This window comes from Myxococcus virescens (assembly GCF_900101905.1).
GTDB lineage: Bacteria > Myxococcota > Myxococcia > Myxococcales > Myxococcaceae > Myxococcus > Myxococcus virescens.
On record NZ_FNAJ01000002.1, the window covers coordinates 529,232 to 555,699 of the forward strand.

The following is a 26,468-nucleotide window of genomic DNA, read 5'->3' on the forward strand; positions in this document are numbered from 1 at the left end:
CGTTTCAGTTCCCCGCGTCCGGCTTCTCGGGCTGCGCTTCCTTCGGTGCCTCCGCGTCCGGCGTGCCCGACACGTTCATCTCCGACAGCCCGCTCTCGTCACGCAGGAACTGCTGCGCCACGCGGTCCACCTCTTCGACCTTGAGCCCCGTGAGCAGCGCGCTCGCCTGCCGCGCGCGGTCCGCCAGCGCCGTCTCACCCATGGAGCCGTGGATGCGCGTCAGGGCCAGGTGGATTTCCGGGTCGAACGGGTCCGACGCCAGCGCCTCCAGGTAGGCTGTCTTCGCCTTCGGGTAGTCCTTCCGGTACAGCAGGATGCGGCCCAGGTGGACGTTGGTCGACGGTGAGCCTGGGTGCACACGCAGGCTGCCGCGCAGCACGCCCTCCGCCTCGTCCAGCCGCCGCAGCTCCAGCAGCGCCAGCGCGTACTTGTTGGACACGGACTCGTACTTGTCGCCCACCAGCTTGTGCGCCTTGGCGTACTCCTCCGCCGCGGCCTTCACGCGGTTGCGCTCGCGCAAGAGCTCGCCCAGGTGCGCGAACTTGCGCGCCGGCACCTCCGTCACCTCCTGGAAGTCGCCGAAGGAGATTTCACGCCCCTTCTTCTCGCTCTCGTCCTTCACCTTGCCCTTGGCGTTCTCCTTCAGGACCACGCGGTCCTCGCGCGGCAGGAGCTCGGTGGGGAAGGGCTGCTTCTTGATGTGCGCCAGCCAGGACTTCTCGAAGAGGGCGAAGGGCATCCCCATGGCCGTCTCCACCGCCTTGCGGTCCTTCTGCCCGGCCTTCAGCTCCTGGATGATGGCGCGCAGACCTGCCGTGCCCTTGACGCTGTGCACGTAGTCGATGGCGTAGAACACCTCCGCGAACGCGGTGGCCGCGTCCTCCGCCGTGGGCAGCAGCGCGATGGACGGGTGCATCTTCTCGAACGGGATGAGCGTGTCCGCCTTCACCCGCTTGCCCAGCAGTGCCTGCGTGGACGGCGTCATCGCCAGACCCGCCTTGCCGCGCCAGCGCGACTCCAGGAACTTGGCCAGGCCCTCATGCAACCAGATGGGCACCGTGTTGCGGCTCATCTGGCTGATGACCAGGTGGATGTACTCGTGCGCCAGCGTGTCCTGCCAGTCGTAGCCGCGCGCCACCGCCTTCGGACTGGTCACCATCAGCTTGTTGAACTTGCAGATGGCGATGGTGCCCGTGGTGCCAATCTGCTTCTCCGTCAGCGTGCTCACCCGCGCCAGCTCGCGCGCGTTGCTCACCACCTCCACGCGAATCTTGCCGCCCGGCGGCGTCCAGCCGAGGTCCTCCTTCATCGCCCGGTGGATGCCCTCCAGCGTCTCCAGCGCATAGGGCACCAGCACCGCTTCCTTCCCCTTGGGGTACTGGAAGATGAAGTGCTCGCTCTCCGCGCGCTCGTGGTCCTTGACGATGGCGCGCGTGTCCTTGGCCAGCCGCAGGTAGCTGCCCGGCTTGTCCTCGATGTTGGCGCCCTCCAGGAGCGCCACCGCGTCGTCGTAGCGGCCTTCCTCGAAGGCCACCCGGCCCTGGAAGTACTTCAGCGGCTCCACGTCGGCGGGGAGGAGCTTCTCCACCTCGGACAGCTCGCGCCGGGCGCCGGGCACGTCCCAGTCGTCCAGCTCCGTCTCCACGCGGCCCAGCCGCTCCTTCACCTCGTCCTTGAGCGAGCTGGACTGGGCCCACGCCGCCTGAGGCACGCAGAGGAGCCCCACGGCCATCGCCGCGACGAGGGCCCCGAATCCGGAGGAATGCTTCAGCGCGTGGCGGCTCACTTCACCAGCTCCTCGTAGTAGCGCTTCACCTGCTCCCGGTACTTCTCCGGAGCCCCCTGCTTCATCGCGTCCAGCAGGTCCTTGCGGAACTCCTTCGGCGCCTGGAAGGCATCTTCGTCCGGCAGCTCCACCTTCTGCTTCGGGTCTCTCCCGTTGCCCTGCTGGCGGCGCCCCATGCCCATGGGCAGCGGGAGCCCGCCCTTGCCGCCGCGCTGGCCTTCCTGCATCTGCTGCTGGAACTGGCGCAGGCCCTCCAGCGCCGCCTGCTGCTCGCCGTAGCCACGGCCCGGGTCCTTGCCCTGCATCCGCCGGGCGGCCTCACCCATGCGCTGGCCGGCGCCCTCCATCTGCTGCGTGGCCTCCTCGCCGAAGATGGGCGCCATCTGCTGCATCTCGTCCATCTGCTGACGCAGGCCCTGCGCGCGCTCCTCCAGCTGCGACTGCTGTTCGCCCAGCTGCTGGAGCTGCTGCTTCTCCTGCTGCGACAGTTGCGAGCCCGGAGGAGGGAAGAGTGACTGGAGCTGCCGGTTCACCTCCGACACGTTGCGCGCGTCGCGGTTGAGGCGCTGCGCCAGCTCCGTGGACTGCTTCACCACCTCTTCCGGGTTGCCGAACATTTCATCCAGGTGGCGCTGCTGCTCGCCCATCATCGCCAGCTGCCGGGCCGCGTCCTCCGCCCGCGCCGCCGCCTCCGCCGCCAGGTCGTAGTCGTTCACCTTCAGCGCGTTCTCCACGTTCTGGAGCTCCGCCTGGGCCTCCTCCAGCGGGCGCGCGGCGCGGCTGTTGAGCTGGCTGGGCTCCAGCGCCTTGTAGTCCTCCTGCGCCTGCTGCACCTTGCGCATCAGGCTGTCCTTGATGGCCTCGCCCTTCTCGGACAGCCGCTCGCGGTTCTGCGAGCGAGCCTGGTCGCGAAGCTGCTTCGTCTGGTCCGCGACGCGCTGCTGCTCCTGCACGGTGCTCTGCAGCTCCTCCATGAACTTGCCGAACTTCTCCGCCAGCTCGGGGTGCTGCTCGCCGCCGAACTCGTCGCTCGCCTGGTCCAGGTTCTCGAGCATCTCATCCATCTGCATGCCCAATTCCTGGAGCTTCGCCAGGGCTTCGTCCGCCTTGCCCTCGCGCATCAGCTTCTCCACGTCGTCGAGCGCGCTGCGCAGGTCCTGGTCCTTCATCATCTCGGACAGGGCCTCGGCGTTGAGGTGCTCGTCGCGGATGCCCTTGCGCATCTCCGCCATGCGCTGCATCAACTCCTGGATGCGGGACTTGAGCTGCTGAATCTGCTCCATCACCGCCTGGCGCGCGGCCTCGTCCGGGTTGGACTTGTACTGCTCGATGAGGTTCGCCAGCTCGCGCCGCTCGTTGGACAGCTGCTTGGCCATCTCCTGGAGCGCCTCCAGCTTCTGCCGGTCCAGCAGCGACTCCAGGTAGAGGATGTCCTTCTCCAGCTCCGTAATCTCCTCGTTGACCACGGCGGTGAGGCGGTTGCCCGTGCCCCAGTCCTCGCCGCGGGCGCGCTGGGTGCGCAGGTAGAGCCGGCGCAGCTCCGCGGTGCCGCGGATGTGGCTGCCCAGGGACTCGGAGATGTTGCTCAGCGCGGAGACCAGCTCGGTGGGCACGTCGCGCTCGCGCGCCAGCTCCTGCGCCAGCGTCTTCATGTCGGCGACGAGGCTCTCCCCGCTGGTGTCCACCGTGGCCCCGGCGGTGATGGCCTGCGGGTCCTTCTGCTTCGCGCGCTCCGGGCCTTCCAGCCGGTCCGCGAGGTGGTCCACCATCCGGCCCCACAGCTGCTCCGCCTTCTCCAGCGCTGCGCGGCGGTGCTCGGCCGCGGAGTACACGCGCAGCACCTGCGTGCGGCTGACGCCCTTCTTGGGGCCCTCCACCGCGTCGTTGTCCTGCGCCTCCACGTAGTAGGTAATCCGGTCACCCGGGTCGAGCTTGAGGTTGTCCAGGCTCCACGAATAGGTGCCCCGGTGGCGCCGGCCGTCCTCGCGCGGCAGCGGCACGCGCGTCTCCTGCTGGGCGCCGGGCGCGCGGAACACGAGCGCCATGCCGGACAGCCCGTAGTCATCCGACGCCTCGTACTTGAGCGCCACCTGGTCGCCCGGGTCGATCTCCAGCTCCACCGTGGGCGTGAGCAGCGACACCTCGGGCGCCTTGTCCGCCTCCACGGTGAGGGCGATGTCCGGCCCCACCGCGAGCGCCTTGTCCCGCGCGCCGTAGAAGGCGAAGCGGTAGTGGCCGGACTGCTTCGCGACGAAGCTGCCCTCCAGGTCCCGGTTGCCCGTCACCTTCAGCGGCAGCGCCTGGCCGTTGACCACCAGCTCCGCGCGCTCCACCGGACGGTCCGAGCGCGTCTTCAGCAGGATTTCCGTCCCCGCCGGCGCGCTGATTTCACCGTTCGTTCCGGGCACCGTGCGCGGGGCCAGCCCCGTGTACGCGGGGTAGCGGTACGTCAATTCGATGTCGCCGGTGATGGGCTCCACCTGCGCCTGGGCCTTGGGGCTCGCCGCCACTTCGCGGATGCGCGCCACGCCGGCGGACCAGCGGTCACCGAGCACGACCATCAGCACCAGCAGGGCCAGCAGCGCGCCGCCCGCGCCCAGGGCCACGTGGCGCACCGGGCGGCTGTCCACCACGGTGCGGACATCCACCGTGCGCGCCCGCGCGTCCATCTCCCGCAGGAAGGCGCTCGCGAGCGCCGGAGAGCCGCTGCCCGGCGCGTCCGGCTCGCGCATCAGCTCCACCGCGGCCAGCACGTCCAGCGACAGCTCCGGACGCTTTTCGCCCACCAGGCGCGCGGTGAGGACGTCGTCTCCCACGCGGCGGCGCACCAGCCACAGGCCGAAGACGCACGTCACGGCCACGCCCACCGGCAGCGCCGTCCACAGCAGGGACGCGCCCGCGCGCGGCGCCACCAGCGCCAGGAAGCCGCCGGCCACCAGCAGCAGCGCCACGGTGGCCACGCCCAGCATGCCGCCCTGGAGCCACAGGTACCGGCGCTGGCGGCCCTGGACGGTGGCGAGCAACGCCTCCACGCCCGGGGCTTCCAGGGGAGGGCGGGCTTGTGACGCGGGAGGTGACGGAGGGGGCGGGGGCGGAGGCGGGAGCTCGGGGCCTGGAGTCTGCGGTGTGTCGAGGTTCACGCTGTCCTGTCCGCTCAGTGACGAGGCAACCCCTGGTGGGGCCGCCTATTTCCCGATTTTCTAGCAGCCGGCCTCTTCTTGCGAAGCATAACGACCCAGGAGCCCACTCGAAGGGCTCCAGGTGTCTGGCGCTGGAAGGAGACACCAGGGCGAGGGTCCGGGAGGTGACGCGGTCCACCGGGCTCGCCCTTCCTACGAAGCCCACCACACGCTTCCCCGGCAGCGGCAAGGGAGCGGGCGGGCCGCCGGCTCATCGGACGACTTGCTTACGGGCGCCCGCCTCGTCGTACTCGACTTCAGGCATGGGGACGCCGCCCAGTTCCCGGGCCAGCGCGGTGAGCACTTCCTGCGTCGCGACGATGTTGGACCGCGAAAGGCGTGCCAGCACGCGCTGCACCGACGACTCCACCGTGCCCTCGGAGGGGATGTCGAGCGCGCGCCCCTCGTCCGTCAGGGAGAACAGCGCCTTGCGCCCGTCGAGCGGATCAGACTTGCGCTCCAACAGGCCCCGCTTCTCCAGGCGCTTGAGCACGCCCGTCAGGGTGCTGGGATGGACGTGGAGGATCTGCGCGAGCATGCCCGCAGTGATGTCGGGGAAGCGCCCCACCAGGCGGATGACCAGGCGCTGCGGACCCGTGAGTCCCAGCGAGGACTCCATGCGCTTCGACGTGGACTGGAGCCCATGGTCCACGGCCCAGAGCAGTCGCATGAATTCGAGCACTTCACCCAGGGGCGGTCCTTTGTAGGTCCGCTCGCCTTCGTGGGGTACCAGCGGCCCATCTGCCGGTCCCTTCGGGGATTCTTCTGCTGTCACCTGCTGCCTCCGTGTCTCAAGCCAATGGTTTGAGTCGCAGCAGGTCTATCGCGTCGCCGTCCGACCCGCTGCTGAAAAACCGTTGGCTGTTGACCGCTCGCAAGCCAGACGTCAAGCCGGAGGCTTTTCGAAGGCCCAGGCAGGCCCCGGGCGGCGGCACGGGCCCAGCGGGCCCGGTGGGGAGGGCCGCCGTGGGCCATCTCCCCATCAGTCCGGATGCCGGGCGGGCGGGCGCTCAGAGCTCCTCGAGCGTGAGCCGGAGGATGGCTCTCGTGTCGTCCCGCTCCAGGACGGGGTGTTACGGCGCGGGGGCCACGGTGGGCTTGGGCGCCGGCTTCTGAGCAGGGGCGGGCGCCGGAGCCGGAGCGGCGGCGGGCTCCGCGGGCTTGGCGGGCATCTGCAGGGCCTTGCCATGCTCCTGGACGATGCGCCGGTACCAGGCCTCCTGGAACTTGGGATGGTTCACCGTGCCCATCTCATCGCGCACGTTGCCGTCGATGTACTTCACGAGCAGCGTCTCACCGAGCTTGCGCCAGCGGGTGTGGACCTTCTCACCCTGCTGGAGCGAGTAGTCGGTGAGGTACTGGCGCGCCTCCTCGGGGCTGCGCTTGAACTGCTCCTGGGCGCGCTTCTCGATGTCGGCCTGGTCCGCGAGGAACTGGCCTTCCAGTGCGCCCTGCTCCTTCTGCACGTCATTCACCATGTCGCTCCAGCGCCCGTAGGCCTGGTTCGACACCCAGTTGAACACCCAGAAGGAGGAGTCCCAGGAGAACTCTCCGCGGCTGGCCACGCCCTGCGCGAAGTTGCGCGGCACCTGCCGGATGCCGGCGTACATGGGCGTGTAGACGGTGGTGAAGGTGTCGTCCACGCCGAACCAGAGCACGCCGCCAATGGGCGACGGCAGCCAGTCCCGCATCTGCGCGACGAAGGAGAAGCCCGTCTGCTGCGTGGAGATGGCGCGCTCGTGGAGGTACTGCTTGCCGTCCACCTCCCACGTCATCGGCCGCCAGCGGTACGGCGCCGCGTAGGGGCCCGCGCCCACGTCCTTCGTCATGTCCAGCGGCGTGCCCGTGAAGTGGTCCCGCATCAGCGCCATGGCGTCCTGCACGGACAGCTTCTTGTCCGGCTTCACCCACAGCGGCAGCCGCTTCTGGGGCGCCGCGCCGTTCGCGTACTCCGCGCCCAGCTTCATCGACGGCGCCGCGCGCCGGAAGATGCTCCACACGCGCGCCTCGGAGAACCGCTGCCCGCCGAAGTCGATGGGGTTGTACGTCTCCGCGAAGTTGAAGTCCTTGTCCGCGCCCTTGAACCAGCCCTTCGCCCGGGCGAAGGAGATGACGTCCGGCGAGTAGAACGTCGTCTGCTTCTCGTTCTGCGGGAACGTGCCGATGCGCGACTGGTTGGCGTGCGCGGAGAGGTACCCGTCGGGCAGCTTGCGGGCCACCCACACCGCGCCCTTCTCGCCCTTGCCCTTGCCAATCATCTCCAGCAGCCAGGCCTCCTTCGGATCGGCGATGGAGAACGACTCACCGGTGGAGGCATAGCCGTGCTCGGCGACCAGGGTGGTCATCACCTGGATGGCCTCGCGCGCCGTCTTCGCGCGCTCCAGCGCGATGTACATGAGCGAGCCGTAGTCGATGATGCCCGCAGGACCCGCCAGTTCCTCGCGCCCGCCGAACGTGGACTCGCCGATGGAGAGCTGGTGCTCGTTCATGTTGCCCACCACCGAATACGTCGCGGCGGGCTGGGGGATGCGGCCCAGGAACTTGCCGGTGTCCCACTCGATGATGTCGCGCATGGCCCCCGGCGCGTGGCGGCGCGCGGGCGTGAAGTACAGCTCGCCGTACAGCTCGTGCGCGTCCGCGGCGTAGGTGATGAAGGTGGCTCCATCCGCCGTGGCTCCCTTGGAGACCAGCATGCTGGTGCAGGCGAGCACGGGCGGAGCAACCAGCGCGGCGGTGACGGGCAGCGCGGTGAGCAGGTTCGTCAGGCGTCGGTTCATGGCGGCGGATGGTACCAATCCACTCCAGGATGGCTACCGCTCCCAAGGGGCGCTCCCCTGTTTGCCCCTCATGGGCCCGTCCACGACAGGGCCGCCGCGCCAGGCCACGAGAGAAATTCCGGGCGGCGGCCCCCCATTGTCGGAGCTTTCAGTCTCAGTCGTTCGTCGCGCTCACCTCCTTTCTCTCAGGAGGGGCGGGCACCTGTTCGACTCGCAGCGTCGTGGGCCCGCTCAGCGCCAGGTGCGCCTTGAGCTTGAGGAACTTCTTCTTGCCGAAGCCCTTCACGCGCACCAGCTCCTCCACGCGTTTGAAAGGCCGCTTCTGGCGGTGCGCGATGATGCGCTGCGCCGCCTTCTCTCCGACGCCCGGCAGCAAATCCAGCTCCGCCGCGCTGGCCTCGTTGAGGTTGACCGTCCCCGTGTGCTGCGTGCGCAGCTTCGCCGCCTCCGCCACCCCGGGCCCGCACAAGAGCAGGCCCACCACCACCGCGCACAGCGCCCTCACGAGTGGCCACCCACCGGCGCCGCGTCCAGCCCCAGCTCGCCCGCGTAACGGCCGCCGCTCATTCCCGCCGTGTCGCGCTTCTCCGCCGCCTCGCGGACGTGCAGCTTCCCGTCCAGCGGCAGCACGTCCAGCAACACGTTGAGCGAGCCATCCTTGTTCACGAAGGCGCTCCCCGCCCGCACCCAGATGCTCCCGCCCTTGCCCTCGCGAATGGAGAAGACCGCCAGTCGCTTACCCGCCGTCAGCATCATCCACCTCCACACTCCGCATCGCGCCACCACGGCGCGGCTGCCTCGTCGGCTTGACCGCCTGAGGTCGGGGAGCGCTTGAGCAGCCGGCGTGCCAGCGGTGTTCTCCTCGGGGTGCTCTCCGCACACCGTGCGCGGATGTGAGAACCGTCCCGCGGCGAGGACGGACAGCGACGCGCCAGTGGCTTCTCAGCGGACGAGAGCGCGGCGCCGGGCACGGGAGGGCGCGAGCGCGCACTCAGGCATGGTTCGCGTCCAGGTGCATGTCCGCCGGAGCCAGCCGCGGCGCGGCGGGTCCGCTGCGTGGAAGCAAGACCGTGAAGATGGCGCCGCGTCCCGCCTCGCTCTGGACCCGGACCGCCCCTCCCAGCCTTTCGACGAGCTGACTGACGATGTGGAGGCCCAGGCCCAGCCCTCCGTAGTGACGCGATGACACCGCCCGCTCGAAGGCCCGGAAGATCAACGCCTGTTGTTCCGCCGGGATGCCGATTCCCTGGTCCCTCACTTCCAGGAGCGCGGTCCTGGCGTCTCCGCCGACCTGGATTTCGATGGGCTTGCCCTCGCCGTACTTGATGGCATTCGAGAGCAGGTTGGTGACAATCTGGTCGAGCCGCGACCGGTCCCAGAGCCCTGGCATCGGCGTGTCGGCATGAACCTGGAGCGTGGCGCCGGAGAGGGCCAGCTCGGGTGCGAAGCGTGCCGCGATGTCTCGAACCAGCGCGGCCAGGTCCACTTCCTCTAACTCGAGCTCGAGCCGCCCGGCATGGATGCGCGAGACATCGAGCAGCGTGTTGACGAGCTTCGCCATCCGCATCGCCTGGCGTTCGATGCCTTCGACCGATTGGGTCACGGTCTCCGCCGACGCGGTGCAGAGCGCTCCCGACCGGGCGCGGCGCAGCAGGCCCTGCACGGACAACTGGAGGGAGGTGACCGGGGTCTTCAGCTCGTGAGAGGCAACGGAGAGGAACTCATCACGAAGGCCAATGGCCTGCTGGGCTTCCCGATAGAGCCGGGCGTTGTCCACGACCATGGCCGCGCGGCGGGCCAGCTCCTGCGCGACGGTGAGCTCGGCCAGGCCATAGCGGCTCCCGTCGTCCATCCGGGCGAGGGTGAGCGCGCCGAGCGTCCGTCCACGCGCGAGCAGCGGCACTGACAGCCAGGACCTCAACTCGAGGGCGCCGGACTCGAGGGCCGCGGAGCCGCAACCCTCCAGGCAGAACTCCGGCTCGCCGCGGCGGAGCACCCGCCCAGGGCCATGCGTGGCATTGAGGTCCGGTGGCGCGTGGGCGTCCTTCGCGGGCCACCTGGCCCGCAGTGTCTGGGATTGGGCCACCGCGATTCGCTGGGGGGAATGGTCGTTGTCCAGCAGGTCGACCGCGCACCAGTCCGCGAACCGCTGGACGGTCAGCGCCGCCACGTTTCGCAGCGCGTCCTCGGGGGCGAGCGAGCCCGCGAGCAGTCCCGAGGCCTCCGCCAGGAACGCGGACCTTCCTTCCTGCTCCTCGGCGCGGGTCCGCGCTTGCTGCTCACGCAGGAAGGTCTGGTCTCGCTCCCGCTCGGCCCGGCGTTGCTCGGTGATGTCGATGCCCGTGCCGATGATGTACTCGACCGCTCCCGTCGGGCTGCGGAGGATGTTGCTGGACCATGCGATGAGGCGGCGCTCTCCCGCTCGCGTGAGCCAGCAGCTCTCGTACTCCTCGTGCCCCTTGCCCGCGGAGAGCTGGGCGAAGTCCCGCTCGACCCGCGCCGCTTCTTCCGGGGCCTGGAGCTGCTTCCAGAACCGCGCGCCGCGAAGCTCCTCGAAGGAGTAGCCGGTCATCTCCTGGCATGCACGGTTGAAGCGGACGATTCGGCCCTCCACATCCAGGACGATGAACAGCGCGCGGGCTGTATCCAGGACCGCCGAGCTGAAGTCCCGCTCGTGCTGGAGGTCCCGCTCCGTGCGCCTTCGAGCGGTGACGTCCCGGAAGTAGACGGCCCGCCCATAGTAGACGCCGTCAGCACTCACCACCGGGGCGTCGTACTGCTCGAATATCCGCCCATCCTCGAGCCGAAACTCGTCGTGCCCCGACGCGTCGCGGTGCTCGATGAAGAAGGATGCGCGCGCCGTGAACCGGGCAGGCTCCTCCACGAGCTCCGCCGCCGCACGGACCCACGCCTCGTAGGATGCGGACAGGAGCGCCTCCTCCAGCCCCCACATCTGCACGAGGCGGCGGTTGTGCGTGAGCGTCCTTCCTTCCTGGGTGGAGATGAGGATGCCCTCGTCGGAGGCTTCGCTCAGGGACTCCAGCAGCGTCTTCTGCTGGTGGAGCGCGCGCTCGCTCTCCAGGATGCGGGTGAAGAGCTGCCGGTGCATGAGCGCGGTACGGAGCACGCCGCCGAGGCGCTCCATCATGCCCCGGTAATGTCGCGGCAGCTGCGGCTCGCGGTCGAAGTACAGCAGCAGCACGCTGGCGCTGTTCGCCGCGTCCGCCCCGATGATTGGAATGGACCAGCGCACGAGCTCCGGCAATTCCAGCTCCGGAAAGGGCAGGTTCACCTCGGCGGGCCCTTGCTTCCCTCCGGGCTCGGAGCGGGCGGGAATCGGAAGCTGGCGGGACGCAGCGGAGAGTCCACTCGCGCCTTGAAGGATGACCTGCCCCCGCGCGTTCACCTGGACCCAGAGCGCGACCATGCACCCCAGCCGCTCCGCGACCCGGTCCATGAAGGCGTCCGCAGGCTTGCTCGGGTCGAAGAGGTCGAGCGCCGCGACGGTGAGCTCCTGGAGCACGCTCAGCAGCGCGAGTCGCTCCTCGGTGAGCTTCCGGTCCTCATCCTCGCGGGGGTCCGCCATGTCCGACCTCGTCCCATCACCCTGGAAGGGCGAGCACCACCACCGTCTTGTTGTGGAACTGCGGAACGCCACCTCCCATGGCCCCCACTTCGCCGAGGGTCAGACAGCCCACGAGCGGCGTGGCCTCCCCGAGCGCTCCCTGCACGCGTGAGAGCTCGTCCTGGATTTCCTCGCCCAGGATGGGGTAGCGGGAGAAGCAATCGAACACGACCGCGCCGCCCAGCGCGCCAGGGGTTCCTTTCCGAGCCAGGGTGGCCGCACCCGCGGCCGCGTCCATCAGGTCCGCGCGCGCTCCCTCCATCACTCGGACCAACGAGCCATCAGGTATCTCGGCGACGCAGCGGACCGAGCCGTCGGGGCCGATGGAGATTGGATCGCGAATCACGAACTCTCCATTGGCCTGGGGAATCCCCAGCGGGTGGGTCATCGCGAAGCGGGCGAAGCCCTGCACGTCCAGCGCGTCTCCGCGGCTCGCGGCCGTGCGCCGGTAGACCTCGAACGCGCTCTCGTAATCGAGCTCGATGGCGGTCGCGCCGTGGGCCTTCGTGACCTGCGTCGGTGGGCCGTAGGGATACCAGCCGTGCTGAATCCCGACGCCTATCGGCGCCTGGGCATCCAAGGCAATCACCACCACCCGGTCCCGGTATGCCTGCCCCCCCGTGAACTGGGCTGTCATGGCGCTCCGGAGGTCGCCTCCCGCACCGCCCCCCGCCCAGACGACACCCGCCCCCGCCTCCTGCTGCGCCCCGCGCACGACTTCCGTTGGATTCCCGCTCAGCGCGTCCGGGAAGACGAGCAGCGCACGGCGGCGTCCGGGCTGCATGGGAGGCAGCTTCTCGATGGCATGCGCCACCGCGTCGCGTCCGGCCGCTCGGGGGTCCTTGCTCATGGGCCCACCCATCCCCGTCCCGACCTGCAAGTCCATCCCGCGGAAGAGCGCGACCACCAGCCCCTGGTGCAGCAGCTCGGCTCCCGCGAAGACGCCCGCCGCGCAGCATCCGGCCCAGGGAAGGTCCCGGAGCTCCCGCCGGAGCGCCGACGCCAGGTCATCCGCGTCATATTGGTCCGTGCAGAGGACCAAGGCGAAGGTGGGCGCGTCCGCGCCTCGCAGCGCCTCCGCGCCCGCCTCCCGAGCGGCGACTTCGCAATCGGGCGAGCAGCTCTTTCCAATCTGCATCCACATCCCACTGGAATCGATATTCACGCGCGGACTGGCGTGCAGGTGGAGCTGGCTTCGTTTGGCCGAAGCAGGCGCCTTTCGGGCCTGCCTCGGTTGACACCTCCCTCGTGCGCTCGGTTGTATCTCCGTGCTCATCGAGTGAGCGCAGCGTGCGCTCGAAAGGGGGACCTTGTGAGACGCGGAACCATTCTCTTTGTCCTGGCCGTCGTGACTTCCGTGGGGTGTGGCGATGCCGCGGACCCGGACCCGGGCGGGTGTCCCGAGACGGGCACGGGGACGTTGGAGTTGGCCATCGAGGGACTGCCTGCCTCCGCCAACCCTCACGTCATCATCCACCGGGGCAGTGAGTCCCGGGAGGTGCGCGCGGGCGGCCGGCTGACGGGGCTCGCGGCGGGCATGTGGACGCTCTCCCCCGAGCCGGTGGCGGGGAGCGGTGGCCGGGTTCGCGCCGCCTATGATGCGTCGGCCCGTCAGGTATGCGTCTTGGATGGCGAAGCGGCTGCGGCGGCCATCCAATACGCGCTCATCCCCAGCAGCCAGCGGCTGTGGCTGTCCACCAGCAACGGGGCGGCCGAGGTGGAGGCCTTCGCCGCCGAGGAACTGGAGGTCACGGGCGCGCCGCCGGCCACCGTCCGGCTCGGTTCGAGCCCGGGCATTCCCCGGGCTTCAGGGCTCGCGTTCGACAGGCGTGGCAACCTCTGGATGGCGCTGGGGTCGGGGGAGCTGCGGCGCTACCCCGCAGGCGACCTGGGCGCCTCTGGCGTCAAGAGCCCCGACGTCATCATGAGCGGCGGCGTGTTGAGCGCCGGCAGCCCAGGGCCCATCGCCATCGCATTCGATGCCGCTGGCGACCTGTGGACCTCCATCGGGTTCAGCAACACCGTCATCCGGTTTGGCGCGGCCCAGCTCGTCTCCGGCACCGCCCCGGCGCCGCAGGTCGTGCTGAGCGGGCTGGGAGACCCCTCCACGCTCGCGTTCGACGCCATGGGCAACCTCTGGGTGGGAGACGTGACGGCCGGGGCCTCTCGCGTCCACAAGGTGGCCGCATCGAGCCTCCAGGCGTCCGGCGCGGTGACGCCCGTCACGAGCATCGAGGTGCTGGAAGCCGCTCCGGGCAGGAGCTTCGCGGGCCCCGCGGGGCTGGCCTTCGATGGGGAGCGAAACCTGTGGGTTTCCTATGGCGCGAGCGGCGTCGTCGTGCGGCTCACGCCCGAAGACCAGGGCGGCTCCGGCGCGGTGAGCGTCGTCCCGGGTATCCAGATTGACGCGGGCGGTCCCAAGGAACTCGCCTTCGACGAAGGCGGGGGGCTCTGGATGGCCTACAACTCAGGGAGCATTTCCCGGCTGAGCCCGAGCCAGCTCAGCGTCTCCGGCGCGCCCACGCCCGACGTCGTCATCTCCAGTCCCGACCTCGGGGCCACGCATGGCGTCGCGGTGTATCCCGCTCCCGCGAACCTGCCGCTGTTCCACCGGCTGCCGTGACACGGGCCGGTTGGCGCGGGGCGCTGGCCGCTCGACACTTCCAGCGCGCAACGAACCGTTGAATGGCCGGGCGGGGGACTTCCGTCCCCCGTTGCCGGGACAGTAGCGTTGCTCGCATGGCATCGGGCACCGTCTTGCTGCGACTCGGCGTGTTGGGAGGGCTGCTCGCGGGTTCCGCATCGCTGGCGGCGGACACGGCGGATGTGCCCCGGGCGGAAGCCGCTCCGGTGGTCCCGGAGTCCTCGTCCGTGCAGTGGCAGCTCCTGGCGGGCGGCCTCGCCTCGCTCGATGGCTACGCCTCAACGGGTTACCAGGGATGGTTGCTCGGGGCCGGCTGGGAGTTCCCCCGGCTGCGCTTCCGCTTCCAGTTCCTGGCAGGCCTCCCGTCGAGCATGGTGGAGACCCGCACCGAGGTGAAGCTGGAGCAGTACGTCTTCGGCTTCTGGCTGGACACGCCCATGCTCCGCTCGGGTGCGTGGCGTTGGAGCGTGGGCGCGGGGGCGGGCTTCCTCCTCTTCGGCCGGACCGCTTTTGCCCGCGTGGGTGGACTGGACACCGCGGGCCCCCGCTTCGTCCCCGCGCTCCTCACGGGGCCGGATACCTCCCTGCGCTGGCGTTTCTCGAAGTACTTCGCCGTGGAGGGCTCGCTGGCGATGGACGTCGTCTTCGGCCGCCCCCTCATCGGCTTCCAGGGCGCGCAGGGGTTCGAACCGCTCTATGAGGGCTGGGCCGTCCGGCCGCGCCTGAGCGTCGCGATGATGGTCTTCCCGTGAAAGGTGGCCGCCCGATGAACCGCACTGACCTCGCCTCGCACGCGCCTCGCGGGACGTTCCGGCACCTGCTCGTCCTGGCACTGCTGGCCTGGAGCGGAGGCTGCGCCGTGGAGGACCCCGTCGCGCGGCTGCGTGTCGCGGACGGTGGGACGGGCACCTTCTCCACCGAGGACGACGAGGCCCTGCTCCTCGGTGAGGAGGGCCTGGAGCTGGCGCTTCCGGATTGCGCGGAGGTCGAGCCGGACGCCGGCTCGGGCGTGGCTTGCGAGGACGCGGGGACGCCGGACGTCCCGTAGTCGCCTGGTGGCAGGCGTGGGTGGACATCCCACGCGGTGGGGCTCGACGGTGAATCGCACGTCCCGAGGCTCCAGGAACTGGCGCCGCCGGAGTCTCGTGTCCATGTTGTGCGCGTCCATCCGGTGAACAGGAAGGTGCGCGTGTTCCAGCCAGCTCCTCGCGATGCGCGAGCCCATGATGGGAGCTGGCCCGTGTTGCTGTGGGAGCCTGCGGCCACGCGGCCGCGCGGTGGAGCGCCCCGGTCATTGGAGAGGGCATCGACGCCCTGCGCCATGGCGCCCGTGGTGCTGGAGGTGCGCCCGCGGTTCCGCACGGCGGACGCCGAGGTGACAGTGGGCAGCGGCGCCGAGTGCGACATCGTCCTCGCCGAGCCCACGGTGTCCCGCCTGCATGCGCGCCTTCGTCGTGAGCCGCACACCGGGCTGTGGTGCGTGACGGACCTGGAGAGCGAGCGGGGGACGTACCAGGATGGGGTGCTCATCCTGCCGGGCCGGCCCGCGCCGCTGCTGTGCCGCTCCCGGCTCACGCTGGGGAACGTGGAGCTCCTGTTCCTCCAGACGTATGCCTTCGAGCAGTCCGTGCGCGTGTCCTCGCTGACGCCCCCGGTGAGCTTGACCCGCCGGAGGTGACCTCCTACAAAGGGCGCGCCCTTGGGTGCCCATGTCGGGCTTTCAAGAGGGAAGCCGGTGAGAGTCCGGCGCGGTCCCGCCACTGTGAACGGGCAGCCCTGAGGTCAGGGCCGGGGGCTTCGGTTTGTCGCCACTCCATCCGCGGCGGAGCGCCGCTCAGGGGGAAGGCGGAAGTCCTCTTCTGGCATGACGCAGCGTGCGCCAGTCGCCAGAGCCCGTCAGCCAGGAGACCTGCCCAGGGGTTCGGCCGAGCCTTTCGCGGGCCCGGGCGGTTGGCCTTCTCTCTTCGTCGGAGGGAGCGGAAGGCGGAGCATGCGGTGGACCTTCCTCGCTGGGCCTGTCGTGTGCCTGGTGCTCAGCCTTCCATGTCCCGTCACGGCGCAGCCTTCCGAGGCCGAGCCCGCCCCCGCGCGCACCACGGTGGTTCGCGGCAGGACACCCCCTCCGCCTGAGTCTCCGGAGCGGAGGGACCCGACGGGCGCCATCACCGTCATTGATGCGCGAGAGCGAGCGGGCGAGGCGCGCGACACGGCGGAGCTGCTCGTGGGCTCGGTGGGGCTCGCGGTGCAGGACTCCGGCGGCTACGGACAGAGCAAGAGCCTGGTGGTGCGGGGCGCGTCGTCCAACGGCGTGCTCGTGTTCCTGGATGGCATTCCGCTCAACGGCGCGGGCGGCCTGTCGGACCTGTCGCTCATTCCCGCCGCGCTGGTCGAGCGCTTCGAGGTGCTGCGAGGTGGCGCGGGCGCGCGCTACGGCTCCGGCGGCCTGGGCGGCGCCATCAACATCATCACCCGCGCACCGGGGCCGAACCTGCGCACGAGTGGTGAGGTGACCTACGGGAGCTGGAACACGGCGCTGGGCCACGTCGCCGCTACGGGGCCGATGCTGGGCGGGCAGGCGCTGCTGCTGGTGCATGCGGGCCGCTCGGATGGTGACTTCGCCTACGACGTGGACGAACTGCCCGCCGTGGACGGCAATCCCCAGGTCTCCGAGCGGCGTGCGCGCAACAACGCACAGGGCGGTGGCGCGCTCCTGCGCTACCGGCGCCGGCTCGCGGGAGGCTCGCGGCTGGATGCGCTGGCGGAGCTGTCCCTGGAGGACCGCGCCATTCCGGGCACCGTGCAGAATCCCCAGTCCACCGGAGACCAGGAGCTGGGGCGGCTGGCGCTGGGCCTTCGCTGGTCGGGCGTGCTCGGCGGGCTGGGGCAGGGGAGCGCGCGAGGCTTCTTCCGGCGTGATGGCCTGGAGGTGACGGGGCACATTCCCGGCGCGGGCGGCGCGCAGCGGCACTCGGTGGGCGGCGTGGAGCTGGAGGGCCGCAGGCCGCTGGGAGAGCACCAGTCGCTGACGGTCACGGTGGCGACCTCGGGTGAGACGGTGACGCAGGAGGAGGGCGCACAGGCCTCCTCGTGGTGGCGCGCCAGCGTCATGGCCATGGATGAGGTGCGGCTCTTCGGAGGCACGCTGGACGTGGTGCCTTCGATGCGGCTGGAGCGGGTGGGGCCGTACTGGTTGCTGTCGCCGAAGCTGGGCGCATCCGTCGAACTGGGGCGCGGCTTCGGGCTGCGCGCCAACGCCGGGCAGTCCCACCGCGCGCCGTCCTTCCTGGAGCTGTACATCCGGCAGGGGACGCTGCTGCCCAACCCCGGGCTGAAGCCCGAGCGCGCCTTGTACGCGGACGCGGCGGTGATGTGGCGCTCCGGTCCGGAAGACTCCGAGGACGCGGCGCCGCGCTGGGGCCTCACGCTGGGCGGCTTCGCGGCGCTGTACGAGAACCTCATCGCCTATGAGCTGTATCCGCCGCTGATGGCGCGCCCGTACAACTTCGACACCGCGCGCGTGTGGGGCCTGGAGCTGGAGGGCGAGGCGCAGCCCTTCTCCTGGCTCCTGGCCAGCACGGGCTACACGTACCTGCGCACGGAGAACCGCTATGGGGACCCGCGCTTCTTCGGCAAGGACCTGCCGTACCGTCCCAGGCACAAGTGGGTGGGGCGGGTGCGCGCGGGGCCGGACTGGCTCAACGCCCGCGCGGAAGTGCTCTACCAGTCCGCGCAGCTCATCAACCGCACCGGCTCGCTCGATTTGCCATCACGCACGTTGGTGAGCGCGGGCGCGTCCAGCACCTTCCTTCAGGGGCCGGACCTCACCCTGTCCGTCGAGCTGAAGAACCTCCTCGACGTCCGGACCTTCGACTTCACGGGCTTCCCGCTGCCAGGACGCGCCGTCTACGTGACGCTCGCGGTGGCGCTCGAGCCCGGCGCGTCACCGTCATCCTCATCCACTCGGGAGCCCCATGACTCGCCCGCGTCCCCTGTCCCCTGAGCCGTTCCTTCCGACCTTGCTGCTGACGGCCGTGGCGGCGCTGCTGCTCACCGGGTGCCCCGAGGAGGGCGCGGTGTGCACCTCCGGCCTGTCCGTCTGCGGTGACGCCTGCGTGGACCTGAGCGGTGACGTCGCGAACTGCGGCGCCTGTGGCAACACGTGCGGCGATGGGCAGACGTGTCAGGCCGGCGTCTGTGACTGTCGCCCGGGGACGGAGGCCTGCGGTGGCGCGTGCGTGGCCACGGCGAGCGATGTCGCGAACTGCGGCGCCTGTGGCAACGCGTGCGCCGCGGGGCTCGTGTGTGAATCCGGCGTGTGCCGCGAAGGCTGCTCCGAAGGCAGCTTGCGGTGCGGGGACTCGTGCGTGGACGTTCGCGCGGACGTGCTCAACTGCGGCGCCTGCGGCAACGTGTGTCCGGACGTGCAGACGTGCCACGAGGGACGCTGCGGCTACGACGTGGTGGCGGCCTGCTACACCCACGGGCAGCTCGTGGGCATCCAGGCGGGGACGGACCAGCTCGGGCCGCGGCGTCAGTTCGGCTCGGGCGTGCAGACGCTCGCGTCCTGGGACGGCCATGTGCTGGCCGCGGACGCCACGGCCTCGAAGCTGCTCCAGGCGGCGGGCGGCGCGCTGGGGACGGTGGTGGAGGAGGACTCGCTGGGCGGGGTGGCGGGCTCGCCCAACGACATCCTGGTGGACCCGCCTTATGTCTACGTCGTGGACTCGGTGAACAACACCTTGCAGGTGCTCAAGCGGGAGGGCCCTTCCCAGGGCGCGGGGCTGGGCCTGCGCACCGTGACGCAGGTGAACCTGGGGGCCAACACCAGCCCGCAGGCGCTGGCGAAGTGGGGCACCACGCTGTACGTCCCCTTGTTCGGCACGGGCGGCTCCATGTTCCAGTTCGGCAATGCCGTCGCGCGCGTGGACATCTCCAACCCCGAGCAGCCGCGCAAGGTGGACACGATTTCGCTCACCGGGCTGGACCTGAAGCCCTTCGACGGCGGCACGGTGTTGCCGCTGCCTTACTCCGTCGCGGCGACGGAGTCGGGTGTGTACGTGAGCCTCACCAACCTGAATCCCTACAACGGCTACAAGCCCAATGGCCCGGGCATGCTCGCGAAGATCGACCCCGCGAGCGGCAGCGTGAGCGCCATCGACCTGGGCGCGGCGGATTGCCTCAACGCGGGCTACGTGGAGGCCGTGGGTGACCAGCTCGTGGTGGCCTGCCTGGGCGAGGCCGAGTACGACGAGGCCAACGGGCACAGCGCCAGCGCCGTGCGCGCCTCCGGGTTGGTGCTGGTGAAGAACGACGCGCCCGTGGCGGCGTACGCGCTCAAGGCGGGGTGTGAGCCCGGAACGCCGGGCTGCAACCTCTCCGTGGCCAGCCGCTTCGCGGTGGCGGAGGGCGCGGTGTACCTGGCGGACACGAACGCGGGCCGCGTCTTCGTGGTGGCGGTGGAGGACGGGCGGTTGGTGGAGCGCCGCGGCTTCTCTTCGCCCCAGGCACTGGGGCCCGCGCTGGAGGCGTGTCCCACGGACCCGCGCCGGCCTGTGTCCAATGCCATTGACGTCACCGCCCTGCACTGAGGAAGCGCACGCCATGCCGATGAACACGACTTCCACTTCGCGCCTCTGCTCGGGCATGTCCGTCCTGCTCGCCACGGTGCTGTGCCTGCTCACCGGGACGGTGAGCGCGGCGGAGACGTCGAGCCTGAGGACGCTGGGACCGCCAGCGCCTTCCAAGGTGCGACGGGTGGTGACGCTGGCGCCCTCGCTGTCGGAGATGGTGCTGTCCCTGGGCGCGGGGAGCACGCTGGTGGGGGTGTCCCGCTTCGACGAGGCGAAGGAGGTGGCGAAGTTGCCGCGCGTGGGCGGCTTCACGGACCCTTCCGTGGAGGCGGTGATTGCGCTCAAGCCAGACCTGCTCCTGGTGCAGCCCGGACCGGGCAACCAGCGTCCGGTGGAGAAGATGGCGGAGCTGGGCGTGCCCGTGCTGCTGCTGCCGCTGCACTCCGTGGCGGACGTGCTCGCGGCCATGCGCGCGGTGGGGAAGGCGCTCGGACGGGAGAAGGAGGCGGAGGCGGTGGTGGTGGGCATCGAGGCCACGCGCACGCGCATCCGGGAGGCGGCGAAGAAGCTGCCCGCGCCGCGGGTGCTGTTCGTCTATGGCTTCGAGCCGCTCGTGGTGGCGGGGCCGGGCTCCTTCGCGGACGAACTGCTCCGGGACGCGGGCGGCATCAACGTGGCGGCGGACGCGAGCTCCGCGTACCCGGTGTACTCGGTGGAGCGCGTGGTGCGTGCCCGGGCCACCGTGGTGGTGGATGCCGCGGACGTGGACGTGGGCAAGGACAAGTTGCGGGCACTGCCCGGTCTGTCCAGCGCGCGCTGGGTGGACCTGCCCTCCATGTCGCTGTTGCAGCCAGGACCTTCGCTGGGGCGGGGGCTGGAGGAACTCTTCCGTTTGCTGCATCCGAAGGGAACAGGTAAGGCCGCGCCGTGAGCGAGCCGGCGACATCCCAGCGTGCACATGGCGGAGCGGGAGGTTTTCGCGCCTCGCGCGCGGTGATGTTGTTCGGGAGCTTCCTCGTGTTGGCGGTGGGCTGCCTGGCCGTGGCGGTGCGCTTCGGTGAGCAGTCCATCTCCCTCACCGCCGCGTTGACGGAGCCCACGTCCACGGACGCCGTCATCTTCTGGTCGCTGCGGCTGCCGCGCGCGATGCTGGGGGCCATCGTGGGCGCGGGGCTGGCGGCCTCGGGCGCCACGCTCCAGGGGCTCTTGCGCAATCCGCTGGCGGACCCGTTCGTGCTCGGCGTGTCCGGCGGGGCGGCGATGGGGGCGACGCTGGCGCTCGCGGTGGGGCTCGCCACCGTGGGGGACGTGGCGCCGGGCCTGGGCGGCGCCATGGCGCGTCTGTCCGCGCCCGCGCTCTTCTCCTTCCTGGGAGCGGGCGCCGCCATCCTCTTCGTCCTCTCCGCCAGCCGGGGCTCCGCGTCGCGCGCGCCCTACGCGGCGTTGCTCACCGGCGTGGTGTTCAACGCGTTCGCCTCCGCGGCCATCACCCTGGTGAAGACACTGTCCGCCCCCGACCGGCTGGGGGAAATCCTCTACTGGCTCGCCGGAGCGTTGGGGTACGAGCGCGGCGGCACGCTGCTGCTCTCCGCGCTGCTTCAGGCCGGCGCGATTGGCGTCATGTGGGTGTTCTCCGCACGGTTGAACCTGTTGTCGCTGGGTGACGATGACGCGGCGTCCCTGGGGGTTCCGGTGGCGGCGACGCGCCGCTGGTTGCTGCTGGCCGCCAGCGCGAGCGTCGCGGGCGCGGTGGCGCTCACGGGGTTGATTGGTTTCGTGGGCCTCATCGTCCCGCACCTGCTGCGGCTGGCCTTCGGGCCGGACCAGCGGCTGCTGGTGCCACTGTCGGCGCTGGGCGGCGCTGCCTTCCTGGTCCTGTCGGATTTGCTGGCGCGGCTGGCCTTCCCCTTGTTCGGGGCCGAGCCTCCCGTGGGCGTCGTCACCGCGCTGCTGGGAGGCCCGCTGTTCCTCGCGCTGCTGCGGCGGCGGGTGCGTCTGGGGACCAGTCATTGACAATGGCTTGCACCCGCCATATCCCCGCTCGCGTCCTCGGTGTCGCCGTGGAGCCACGGTGACTCAAGGGAACCCGGTGTGAATCCGGGACTGCCCCGCAGCGGTGAGCAGGAACGAACGCCGTCACGTGAAGCACTGGCCCGAAGCGGGCTGGGAAGCGACGGCAAGTAGATGGGTGCTCCGTGCACCCGCGCCTGCGAGTCCGAAAACCTGCCGAAGACCCGTGCCCCTGGCACGGACATCACCGAGGCCTCCGAGGGGAGGCGGCGGGGGCGGTGCTGTCCGGCGCGAAAGGTCCGCCGGGGCTTTGCCTTCGGCCGTGTCCTCCTGGAAGCCCATTCGCCCGTGGGGGCGGAAGAGGGAGCGAGGACACCGATGAAGTACGCCGATGTGAAACGCGCAGGAGCCCGCACGAAGTCCCTGATGTTCGCCACGGCCAGTCTGGTGCTGGCGGTTGCCACCACGGGCTGTGGCTCCGAATGCGTGGATGTCTACGACTGCCGCAACGAGAACGGCCCCGCTCCCGCGGGCCAGGAGTGGACGTGCGCCTCGGAGAAGTGTGAGACGCGGCCCGTTCAGCAGCTCCCCGGGGAAGACGCGGGCACGGAGCCGGACGCGGGTACGGAGCCCGACGCGGGTACGGAGCCCGACGCGGGCACGGAGCCCGACGCGGGCACGGAGCCGGACGCGGGCACGGAGCCGGACGCGGGCACGGAGTACACGTGTGAGACGGCGCCGTATGACCCGGTGCTCGGCACGCTTCAGCTCCAGGCGGGCTTCGAGACCGCGGGCTCCGCGCCCATGCCGGATGACGTGCTGGCGGTGGCCGTCACGCCGGGCCCCACGTACGCGGTCTATGCCGTGCAAGGGGGGACGAGCGCGGACGTCTATTCGCTGGGCGTCTGGCCGGACCTGACGCCTTCCGCGTCGCCGCTGTTCAACGTCCTGGCGCCCGAGGACCGTGGGGCCACGTCGGGCATCTTCCCCAACCACTTCCTCGTGCATGGCACCGAGCGGCTGCTGGCCGGCTACACGAAGTCGGGTGGCGCGGGCACGGTCTCGCTCTATGACATCGCCACCCCTGACAACTCGAGCTACGTCAACTCGCCGGGCAACATGAGCGCCGCCGCGTTCACGTCCGGCACGACGTCCGCCTTCCTCATCAACAGCATGGGGCTGTCCGCCATCAACGGCTTCGGAATCTATGCGCTGGTGACCTCCGCGGAGCCCATGGCCTCCGTGAAGGTCGCCGACTTCCCGGAGACCGCCGGCGGAAATGGCTTCAGTGCCGTGGCGAACAACGGCGTCTCCGTGCTCGGTTTCGTCGTTCCGCCGGACTACTCCAACGTGGTCTACGCGGTGGCGCCCTCCGTCGTGAGCGCGGCGCTCTCCTCCAACACGCCGTTCGCATTGGATGCGCAGCCCCAGATTGACGTGGGCAGCGACTTCAACGCGGCCTCCGCCTTCGGTGACGGCGTCGTCGTCAAGCGGGGCGCCTACGATGACAGCTGGCAGTTCATCACCACCGACGTGTCCCGCTACGCCCTCTCCGCGGACGCGACCCCGGGTGAGGTCGTCATTGGCGAGCGCACGCCGGTGTTGACGCTCGTGGACCAGTGCACCTCCGTGACGCAGCTGACCCACCTGGGCTCGGACCTGCTGGTGGGTGTCGAGGACGTGAACGGCGAGCGGCTGGTCCGCATCCGGGCCGTGCCATGAGCCATCACCGCCTCCACCGCTTGGCCTGGGGCACGGCGCTCGCCGTGCTCCTGGGCACCGCCGCATGTGGTGACGATTCGTCCGGCGTCAGCGAAGACGCGGGAACGGACCCGGTGCGGGACGACGCGGGACAGCCGGATGGCTCCACACCGCTGGAGCCCGATGCCGGACTTCCGCCCGAGAATCCATACGCGGACGAAGTCGTCCTCTTCGAGCCCGGCGACTTCGCGGGCTTCGGGCAGGACCGCTTCCCGGACGTCGTGCTCGGGCCCCCGTCGGGGCTGGGGCCGGACAACGGCTCGCTGGACGTGCTCTCGCTGGGCCGGGGCGGCAGAATCGAGCTGCGTTTCACCGACATCGCCGTGGTGGATGGGCCGGGCGTGGACCTGCTCGTGTTCGAGAACGCCTTCCTCGTCGCGGGCGGATCGGCCACGCACTCCGAGCGGGGCATCGTCTCCGTCAGCGACGACGGCGTCACCTGGTACGAATTCCCCTGTGCCACCACGGACGCCGCGGGCGGCTACCCGGGATGCGCGGGCGTCGCCACCGTCCAGGCCAATCCGGCCAACGGCGTCAGCGCCACGGACCCCGCGGTTGCGGGTGGAGACGGGTTCGACCTGGCGACGGTGGGCCTGAGCCGCGCCCGGTACGTGCGCATCGTCGACGCAGGCAACAACCGCTACGGCGGCACCTCCGGGGGCTTCGACCTGGACGCCGTCGCGGTGGTGAACGGTGTGTCGCTTCGGAGCGGCACCCCGTGAAGCGGCTCCCGCCACGGCCATGCCCCCTGTCCATGACGGGGGAGGTGGACCGCCGCGCCGCGCTCGGCACGCTGCTCAAGGGCACCTGTGCCCTGGCGGCGTTCGGGGCGGGGTGTGGTGACGGGTGGCGGGAAGCCGTGGTGCTCGACCCTCCCGATGCGGGAGGGCCGGGCCCGTCTTGTGCGCCGCCGGTGCCGTCGGGCCCGCCCGGCGAGGGCTGGGTGGAGGTCTCCCTGGTGGATTACCCCGCGCTGGAGGTCCCCGGCGGCGCCGCGGAGGTCCGCATTCCCCAGGCGCTGCTGGACGTGGTGGTGGTCCACACCTCACCTGGTTGCTACGCGGCCCTCTGGCGCATCTGCACGCACGGTGATTGCGCCGTGGACTGGGTGCCGGCCGACGGCGTCATGGAATGCCCCTGTCATGGCTCCCGCTTCACCCAGGAGGGGCAGGTGCTGAATGGCCCGGCGACTCGACCGCTCGCGGCCTTCCCCGTGGTGAGACAGGGCGCGTCCCTGTTCATCCACCGGCCCCGCTGAGCAATCGTTCGGACATTCGCACCACAGGTGAAATGACGCGGTGCGGAGAGACGTGTCGTGGCACCGGGTTACGGGATACCCGCACTGAGTCCGTGTCTCCTTCTCTCAACAGGCGGGAGAGTCGTGTAATGTCGGGCATTCGATGTGGCAGATCATCATCAACGGGCCCGGCTACTTCGACACGTCGTACGATCTGCCTGAGGGCGTGACGAGCCTCGGCCGCGCGGACGAGAACGATATCGTCCTGGGCGGCGATCTCGTCTCACGCCGGCATGCGCGGCTGTTCGTCGACGGTGACGTGCTGCGAATCGAAGATCTGGGCAGTCGCAACGGCAGCCGCATCAACGGCGCGCCCTTGCAGGGCTCTCGGCAGCTCGTCGCCGGAGACTCGGTGGCGCTGGGCGAGAACGTCCTCTCCGTGCGCCAGCCCAACACCGTGGAGAACGCGGCCACGGAGATGGTGGACCTGGGCGCGGGCGGCGTCGTGCGCTTCGGCCACGGCCAGGACGTGGGCCCCTCCGTCCTGCTGGCGAAGAACGTGCGCGACGCGGACGTGCTGCGGCTCCTGGACAACGTGGGCCCGGTCTCCTTCGACGACAGCTTCTCCGCGTCCGCGCCGCTGCCCGCCGCGAGCCCGCGCGTGGGGCAGGAGACGCTGGTGCTGTTGTTCCGCACCGCGGAGGCGCTCTCGTCGGCCAGCACGCTGTCGTCGTTCCTGGACACCACCATGGACCGGCTGCTGGAGGTCACGGACGCGACCACGGCGGTGGTGCTGCTCAAGCACGCCACGGGCGCCCTGGTGCCCGCCGCCGTGCGCCACCGCGGCCGGCTGGCCAAGGGCGAGGTGCCCGTCTCGGATGCCATCGTGGAGGAGGCCCTGCGTCAGGGCCGCGCGCTCGCCGTGGGCGACGTGCGCGATGATCGCCGCTTCGCGGGCCGGGAGAGCGTCATCCTCTACGGCGTGGACCGGGTGCTGTGCATCCCTATCGGCACCGAGCCGCCCTACGCGGGGGTGCTCTACGTCAACCTGTCGGCCAAGGGTGGCGCCAGCGTGGAGTCGATGCTGGATACCTGCACCGCGGTGGCGCATCTGGTGGCCACCGGCGTGCAGAAGTTCTCCCCGCGCGAGGGCAGTCCCGCGGCGGACAGGCTGCGGCGCGACCTGGAGCGCTTCCACCCGCCGGACGTGGCCGAGCGCCGCGCCGCCGAGGCCCAGAAGCAGGGGGGCAGGCTGCCCGGCCTGGAGGAGCGCAACCTCACCATCCTGCACGCGGAGCTCGTGGGCTTCTCCGTGTTGTGCATGCGCATCGGCGCCGCGCGCGCCACGCAGATGCTCAACGACTTTCACGCGCGGATGAGCGGCATTGTCTTCAGCTTCGAGGCCACCGTGGAGGGCTTCCGGGGCGAATCCCTGCGCGCCCTCTTCGGCGTTCCCTACGCGAAGGGCGAGGACTCGATCCGGGCCGTCCGGGCCGCCCTGGCGCTGCGCTCCGAGTGGGAGCGGTCCATGTCGCGCAGGCCCCTGGACGAGCGGTGCGAGCTGCGAATCGCCCTGCACAGCACCCGGGCCCTGGTGGGGATGATCGGCACCGAGGTGCGCCCGGACTACACCGTGGTGGGGGACGGCGTCGGGATTGCGGGGTGGCTCGCCGGTACCGCCAGCCCGGGCCAGGTGCTCATTACCGGCAAGGTCCTGGCCACCGTGGGGGCACGCTTCGACGTCCAGCCGCTAGGCGAGCGCCTCATCCGCCCCCCGAAGGACAAGGTAGCGGCCTTCGAGGTGCTGGAAGAGGATGTAGGCCAGTTGACCAATCCCGGCTTCCGCTGAGGGGGGCCGCGTCCGGTTGACGGGTTGCTG

20 protein-coding genes and 2 riboswitches are annotated in these 26,468 nt (G+C 70.5%); of the genes, 12 read left to right on the plus strand and 8 right to left on the minus strand.

What is annotated here, in order from left to right; all coding sequences use genetic code 11:
- Nucleotides 1-4: 4 nt before the first annotated feature.
- The 8 genes from BLU09_RS08910 to BLU09_RS08945 all read right to left on the minus strand — a co-directional run bounded on the left by BLU09_RS08910 (nt 5) and on the right by BLU09_RS08945 (nt 12,505).
- On the minus strand, nt 5-1,786 hold the full coding sequence (locus BLU09_RS08910; protein WP_090488207.1) for a peptidase MA family metallohydrolase: 1,782 nt from the start codon (nt 1,784-1,786) through the stop codon (nt 5-7).
- Nucleotides 1,783-4,926, minus strand: coding sequence for a DUF4175 family protein (locus BLU09_RS08915; protein WP_090488209.1), 3,144 nt, complete (start codon nt 4,924-4,926; stop codon nt 1,783-1,785). The genes BLU09_RS08910 and BLU09_RS08915 overlap by 4 nt, the downstream gene beginning before the upstream one ends.
- A gap of 250 nt (nt 4,927-5,176) precedes the next feature.
- Nucleotides 5,177-5,740, minus strand: coding sequence for a MarR family winged helix-turn-helix transcriptional regulator (locus tag BLU09_RS08920; RefSeq protein WP_090488210.1), 564 nt, complete (start codon nt 5,738-5,740; stop codon nt 5,177-5,179).
- Between the two features lie 298 nt (nt 5,741-6,038).
- Entirely contained in the window at nt 6,039-7,742 is a 1,704-nt protein-coding gene (locus BLU09_RS08925; RefSeq protein WP_090488212.1) for a dipeptidase, read from the minus strand.
- Nucleotides 7,743-7,896: 154 nt separating this feature from the next.
- Nucleotides 7,897-8,247: a ComEA family DNA-binding protein gene (locus tag BLU09_RS08930; protein ID WP_090488214.1), complete on the minus strand. Its 351-nt coding sequence runs from the start codon at nt 8,245-8,247 to the stop codon at nt 7,897-7,899.
- Entirely contained in the window at nt 8,244-8,495 is a 252-nt protein-coding gene (locus BLU09_RS08935; protein WP_171410524.1) for a hypothetical protein, read from the minus strand. Before BLU09_RS08935 ends, BLU09_RS08930 begins: the two co-directional genes overlap by 4 nt.
- 238 nt (nt 8,496-8,733) lie before the next feature.
- Nucleotides 8,734-11,328 carry a PAS domain-containing sensor histidine kinase gene (locus BLU09_RS08940; protein ID WP_090488216.1) on the minus strand — a complete coding sequence of 865 codons (2,595 nt, stop codon included), beginning with the start codon at nt 11,326-11,328 and terminating at the stop codon, nt 8,734-8,736.
- A gap of 16 nt (nt 11,329-11,344) precedes the next feature.
- Nucleotides 11,345-12,505 carry an FIST signal transduction protein gene (locus BLU09_RS08945; protein WP_244171555.1) on the minus strand — a complete coding sequence of 387 codons (1,161 nt, stop codon included), beginning with the start codon at nt 12,503-12,505 and terminating at the stop codon, nt 11,345-11,347.
- 174 nt (nt 12,506-12,679) lie between these two features.
- On the opposite strand from BLU09_RS08945, the gene BLU09_RS08950 reads away from it, so the two are divergent.
- From BLU09_RS08950 to BLU09_RS09005, 12 genes are all read left to right on the plus strand, one after another.
- The gene (locus tag BLU09_RS08950; protein WP_090488219.1) at nt 12,680-13,990 is read left to right on the plus strand and encodes a Vgb family protein; all 1,311 of its coding nucleotides are present in this window, start codon (nt 12,680-12,682) and stop codon (nt 13,988-13,990) included.
- A gap of 116 nt (nt 13,991-14,106) precedes the next feature.
- The gene (locus BLU09_RS08955) at nt 14,107-14,763 is read left to right on the plus strand and encodes a hypothetical protein (protein ID WP_244171556.1); all 657 of its coding nucleotides are present in this window, start codon (nt 14,107-14,109) and stop codon (nt 14,761-14,763) included.
- A 14-nt stretch (nt 14,764-14,777) separates the two neighbouring features.
- Nucleotides 14,778-15,059 (plus strand): hypothetical protein, encoded by a 282-nt coding sequence (locus BLU09_RS08960; RefSeq protein WP_090488223.1) that lies wholly within the window; start codon nt 14,778-14,780, stop codon nt 15,057-15,059.
- Nucleotides 15,060-15,305: 246 nt separating this feature from the next.
- Nucleotides 15,306-15,689, plus strand: coding sequence for an FHA domain-containing protein (locus BLU09_RS08965; protein ID WP_244171557.1), 384 nt, complete (start codon nt 15,306-15,308; stop codon nt 15,687-15,689).
- Between the two features lie 6 nt (nt 15,690-15,695).
- Nucleotides 15,696-15,942, plus strand: a riboswitch (cobalamin riboswitch).
- 59 nt (nt 15,943-16,001) lie between these two features.
- Complete coding sequence (locus BLU09_RS08970) at nt 16,002-18,011, plus strand: TonB-dependent receptor plug domain-containing protein (protein ID WP_090488226.1); 2,010 nt, start codon at nt 16,002-16,004, stop codon at nt 18,009-18,011.
- Complete coding sequence (locus BLU09_RS08975; protein WP_090488228.1) at nt 17,983-19,599, plus strand: MXAN_6577-like cysteine-rich protein; 1,617 nt, start codon at nt 17,983-17,985, stop codon at nt 19,597-19,599. The genes BLU09_RS08970 and BLU09_RS08975 overlap by 29 nt, the downstream gene beginning before the upstream one ends.
- Nucleotides 19,600-19,618: 19 nt before the next feature.
- Nucleotides 19,619-20,512 carry an ABC transporter substrate-binding protein gene (locus BLU09_RS08980; RefSeq protein ID WP_225888221.1) on the plus strand — a complete coding sequence of 298 codons (894 nt, stop codon included), beginning with the start codon at nt 19,619-19,621 and terminating at the stop codon, nt 20,510-20,512.
- Nucleotides 20,509-21,594 carry a FecCD family ABC transporter permease gene (locus tag BLU09_RS08985; RefSeq protein ID WP_090488232.1) on the plus strand — a complete coding sequence of 362 codons (1,086 nt, stop codon included), beginning with the start codon at nt 20,509-20,511 and terminating at the stop codon, nt 21,592-21,594. Before BLU09_RS08980 ends, BLU09_RS08985 begins: the two co-directional genes overlap by 4 nt.
- 20 nt (nt 21,595-21,614) lie before the next feature.
- Nucleotides 21,615-21,826: riboswitch (cobalamin riboswitch) on the plus strand.
- A gap of 143 nt (nt 21,827-21,969) precedes the next feature.
- Nucleotides 21,970-23,313, plus strand: a complete 1,344-nt coding sequence (locus BLU09_RS08990; RefSeq protein WP_244171558.1) for an ICP22 family protein — start codon at nt 21,970-21,972, stop codon at nt 23,311-23,313.
- Entirely contained in the window at nt 23,310-24,074 is a 765-nt protein-coding gene (locus BLU09_RS08995) for a cell surface protein (protein WP_090488234.1), read from the plus strand. Before BLU09_RS08990 ends, BLU09_RS08995 begins: the two co-directional genes overlap by 4 nt.
- 32 nt (nt 24,075-24,106) lie before the next feature.
- Nucleotides 24,107-24,610 (plus strand): QcrA and Rieske domain-containing protein, encoded by a 504-nt coding sequence (locus BLU09_RS09000; RefSeq protein ID WP_090488236.1) that lies wholly within the window; start codon nt 24,107-24,109, stop codon nt 24,608-24,610.
- Between the two features lie 142 nt (nt 24,611-24,752).
- Nucleotides 24,753-26,438, plus strand: a complete 1,686-nt coding sequence (locus tag BLU09_RS09005) for an FHA domain-containing protein (protein ID WP_090488238.1) — start codon at nt 24,753-24,755, stop codon at nt 26,436-26,438.
- Nucleotides 26,439-26,468: the final 30 nt, after the last annotated feature.